The following is a 3,597-nucleotide window of genomic DNA, read 5'->3' as shown; positions in this document are numbered from 1 at the left end:
GAGCTGGCCGCCGCCGGCGTGCCGGCGCGCGACGCCACCCGCCCCCCGCTGCTGCGCCGCGCCGCCTCCTCGCCGTGGCAGCGGCGCTGGGGCGCCGGCCTCCTCGTCGGGCTGCTCGCCCTGGCCCTCACCCGCTGGGTGGTGGCCGCCGTCGGGCTGGGCCTGCTGGTCGCGGGCTGGGAGCGGCTGGTGGGCGGGGGCGCTGACGAGGGCCGCGGCATCGCCCGCCTGGAGGCGCTGGCGAGCTGGACGGAGTCGTTGCGCGACACCATCGCCGGTGCGGTGGGCCTGGAGCAGGCCATCCCGGCGACCGCGCCCTCGGCGGCCCCCGTGCTGCGCCCCTCGCTGAACCTGCTCGTGGACCGGCTGCGCATCCGCGAGCCGCTGCCCGACGCCCTGCTGTCCTTCGCCGACGACGTCGACGACCCCAGCGCCGACGTCGTCTGCTCCGCCCTCGTGCTCAACGCCCGGCTGCGCGGGCCCGGGCTGCGCGACGTCCTCACCGCGCTGGCCGCCTCCACCCGCGAGGAGCTGGACATGTGCCGGCGGGTGGCGGCCGGGCGCCGCAGCATCCGGCGCAGCGTGCGCATCGTCCTGGTCATCGTGCTCGGCGTCATGGGTGGTCTGGCGGTGTTCAACCGCCCCTACGTCGCGCCCTACGGCACCGTGAGCGGCCAGCTGGTGCTCGTCGCGGTGGGCGGGTTGCTGCTGGCGGGCCTGTGGTGGCTGCGCCGGCTGTCGCAGCCGCCGCGCACCGAGCGCTTCCTCGTCGACGCCGGCCGCGCACCCGGCCGGGTGCCCACCCCGGCCGCGGCGGCGCAGCGGGTCGCCTCGTGAACGCCGCGGTGCTCACCGGCGCGCTGGCCGGGCTGGGCTGCTACCTGCTGCTGCGGCTGTGGCTGCGCCCCCGGCCGGGTGTGGCCGTCCTCGTGGCGCGCATCGACGCCGGCCGCCGCTCCATGCGCGGGCACACCCTCAGCGACGCGCAGGCACCCGGCCCCGACCCGGCCGCCGGTGCGGGCGCGTCGCCGGCCGACGGGTTCCGGGCGTGGATGGCCCGCCTCGCCGACGCCCTGGAGGTGCTGGCCGCCGAGCGGGGCTGGCAGCTGCGGCGCACCCGCAGCGACCTGGCCGTCGTCAACCGGACGCTGGGCGCCTTCCTGGCGACCAAGCTCGTGGCGGGCGCGGTGCTGTTCTGCGTCGTCCCGCTGTGCTGGACGGCGCTGCGGACCGCCGGCGTCCCGCTGCCGGGCGGGGTGCCGCTGCTGCTGGCGCTCGTCCTCGGCGCCCTGGGCGCGTTTCTGCCCGACCTGGCGCTGCGCGGGGAGGCGGAGCAGCGCCGCCGCGACTTCCGCCGCGTCGTGGGGGTGTTCCTCGACCTCGTCGCGATGAACCTCGCCGGCGGCCGCGGCCTGCCCGAGGCGCTGCTGGCCTCGGCGACGGTCAGCGACTACTGGGCGCTGGTGCGCATCCGGCAGGCGCTGGCGAACGCGCGGCTGTTCGGCACCACGCCGTGGGAGGCCCTGGGCGAGCTCGGCCGGGAGATCGCGGTGGAGGAGCTGGTCGACATGGCCGGCGCGCTCGCCCTGGCGGCCGACGACGGCGCCAAGATCCGCACGTCGCTGGCCGCGCGGGCGGCCACCATGCGCCGGCGGGAGATGTCGGACTCCGAGGGGCAGGCGGGGGAGCGCTCGCAGTCGATGCTCGTGGCCCAGCTGCTGCTGTGCTCGGCGTTCCTGCTGTTCCTCGCCTACCCCGCCGTCGCCGCCCTGCTGGTGTCGGCGTGAGGGCCGCCAGCCCCCGCCACCCGGCCCGGCCGGGCACGGGCGGGACACCCGACGACACGACAGACCGCCTGCGCCGCAACGGCGCCGGCACGGACGCACCGGAGGTGCAGGATGGGCACGACCTTCCTCGGCAGGGCGCTGCGGCGCTCGCGGGCGGCACGGGCGCGGGGCGCCGCGGACCTGGGCGCCTCGGCGCTGGAGTGGGCGATCATCGCGGCGATCGTCGTGGTGGCGGCGTCGGTGATCGGCGGTGTCGTCTACGGCATCGTGCAGGACAAGTCCGCCAGCCTCACGGCGTGCGCGAACCAGGCCGTCAGCGCGACCTGCTCCACCGGCGGCACGGCGGGTGGGGGCACGACGCCCTGACCCCGCCGCGCGAGGTGGGCAGCACGTCGCTGGAGATGGCGTTCGTCGCGCCGGCGCTGCTGCTGCTGGTGTTCGTGCTCGTCCAGGCGGGCCTGTTCCTGCACGGCCGGGACGTCGCGCTGCAGGCCGCCCGCGAGGGCGTCTCGCAGCTGCGGCTGGTGTCGTCGCAGCAGCAGGCCGACGCCCTGCACGACGACGTCGAGCGGGGCGTGGTGGGTTTCGCGCGGGCGGTGGGGCGGGAGTCGCTGCTGGCACCGACCGCCACCGCCCGCTGGTACCTCGACGCCGACGGCGACGCCCGCGTCGAGGTCCGCGTCAGCGGGCGCGTGGTGTCCCTCGTGCCCGGCTGGGACCTCAGGACCGAGCAGACCGCCCACGGCGAGGTCGAGCGCTTCGAGGCCTGGCGGTGAGGCCGCCCGGCACCGGGGGAGCCGGTGAGGAGGGCAGCCTCTCGCTGGAGTTCGCCGTCGCCGCACCGGCCCTGGTGCTGCTGCTGCTGTTCCTGCTCGCGGTGGGCCGGGTCAGCGGCGTGCAGGGCACCTTCGACGCGGGGGTGCGCGACGCGGCCCGGGCGGCCACCCAGGCGCGCTCGGCGCACGACGCGCAGCAGCGCGCCCGCGCCGTGCTGCTCGCCGCGGTGGGCGGCGCCTCGCAGTGCGGGGGTTCGCTGGTCGTCGAGCCGATCGCGGTGTTCGAGCCGGGCCGGGCCGTGACGGTGTCGGCGCGCTGCAGCTACGGCGTGGCCGACCTGGGGTTGCCGGGGATGCCCGGCACCCTCACCGTGCGCGGCAGCTTCGCCAGCCCGCTGGACCCGAACCGGGGCGTGCGGTGAGGCGGGCCTGCCGGCGCGGGCGCGAGGAGGGTTCCATCGCACCGGCCGTGCCGGTCGTCGCGCTCGTCGTCCTGCTGCTGGCCGGCCTGGTGGTCGACGGCTCCCGGCAGCTCAACGAGCGGGCGCGGGCCGTGGCCTACGCCGAGGAGGCGGCCCGTGCCGGGGCGGCGGCGATCCGGCTCGACAGCGCCGAGCTGGAGCTGCTGCCCCGCCAGGAGGTCGCGGCGCGGGTGAACGGCTACTGCCGCGACGCGGCGGCGGCCGGGGCGCCGATCGAGAACCCCGACGACTGCTTCGCGGGCATCGAGGACACCGACCCCGCGCTGGGGACGCCGCAGCCGCTCGTGGTGGTGGCGCGGGTCCGCACGAGCATCCCCGCCGGGCTGCTCGGCATGGTCGGCGTGCGGCGGCTGGACGCCGCCGGCACGGCACGGGCACGGCCCTGGGAGGGCCTGGACGAGGAGGACCTGCGGTGAGGTGGTGGGTGGTGCCCCCGGGCGCCGGTGGCGCGCGCGCGGGCGCGGCGTCGGCCGCGGTGCTGGTCGTGGTGCTGGTCGTGGTGCCGGCCCTGGTGCTGACGGCGTGCTCCGGCGCCGGGGCCGACGTGCGCCC

6 protein-coding genes are annotated in these 3,597 nt (G+C 78.1%); all 6 read left to right on the top strand.

Translation table 11 applies throughout. The features are described 5' to 3' along the window. Positions 1 to 837 (top strand): type II secretion system F family protein (locus ABEB16_RS20925; RefSeq protein WP_345714113.1); only part of this gene is annotated, 837 nt, incomplete at its 5' end. Then, positions 834 to 1,787, top strand: coding sequence for a type II secretion system F family protein (locus ABEB16_RS20920; protein ID WP_345714112.1), 954 nt, complete (start codon positions 834 to 836; stop codon positions 1,785 to 1,787). The genes ABEB16_RS20925 and ABEB16_RS20920, both read left to right, overlap by 4 nt. A 111-nt stretch (positions 1,788 to 1,898) precedes the next feature. Then, positions 1,899 to 2,153, top strand: a complete 255-nt coding sequence (locus tag ABEB16_RS20915; RefSeq protein WP_345714111.1) for a hypothetical protein — start codon at positions 1,899 to 1,901, stop codon at positions 2,151 to 2,153. Beyond that, positions 2,084 to 2,563 carry a TadE/TadG family type IV pilus assembly protein gene (locus tag ABEB16_RS20910; protein ID WP_345714110.1) on the top strand — a complete coding sequence of 160 codons (480 nt, stop codon included), beginning with the start codon at positions 2,084 to 2,086 and terminating at the stop codon, positions 2,561 to 2,563. Before ABEB16_RS20915 ends, ABEB16_RS20910 begins: the two co-directional genes overlap by 70 nt. Beyond that, positions 2,560 to 2,985, top strand: a complete 426-nt coding sequence (locus ABEB16_RS20905; RefSeq protein WP_345714109.1) for a TadE/TadG family type IV pilus assembly protein — start codon at positions 2,560 to 2,562, stop codon at positions 2,983 to 2,985. Before ABEB16_RS20910 ends, ABEB16_RS20905 begins: the two co-directional genes overlap by 4 nt. Next, complete coding sequence (locus ABEB16_RS20900) at positions 2,982 to 3,461, top strand: pilus assembly protein TadG-related protein (protein ID WP_345714108.1); 480 nt, start codon at positions 2,982 to 2,984, stop codon at positions 3,459 to 3,461. The genes ABEB16_RS20905 and ABEB16_RS20900 overlap by 4 nt, the downstream gene beginning before the upstream one ends. Positions 3,462 to 3,597 lie beyond the last annotated feature (136 nt).

The organism is Kineococcus glutinatus (assembly GCF_039542765.1).
GTDB lineage: Bacteria > Actinomycetota > Actinomycetes > Actinomycetales > Kineococcaceae > Kineococcus_A > Kineococcus_A glutinatus.
The sequence above is the reverse complement of the archived record's forward strand: the minus strand, read 5'-3'. Positions and strand labels throughout refer to the sequence as shown.

Excerpts from the sequence above, each read along its gene's own strand:
- ABEB16_RS20915 (WP_345714111.1), top strand. The coding sequence starts at position 1,899 with ATGGGCACGACCTTCCTCGGCAGGGCGCTGCGGCGCTCGCGGGCGGCA.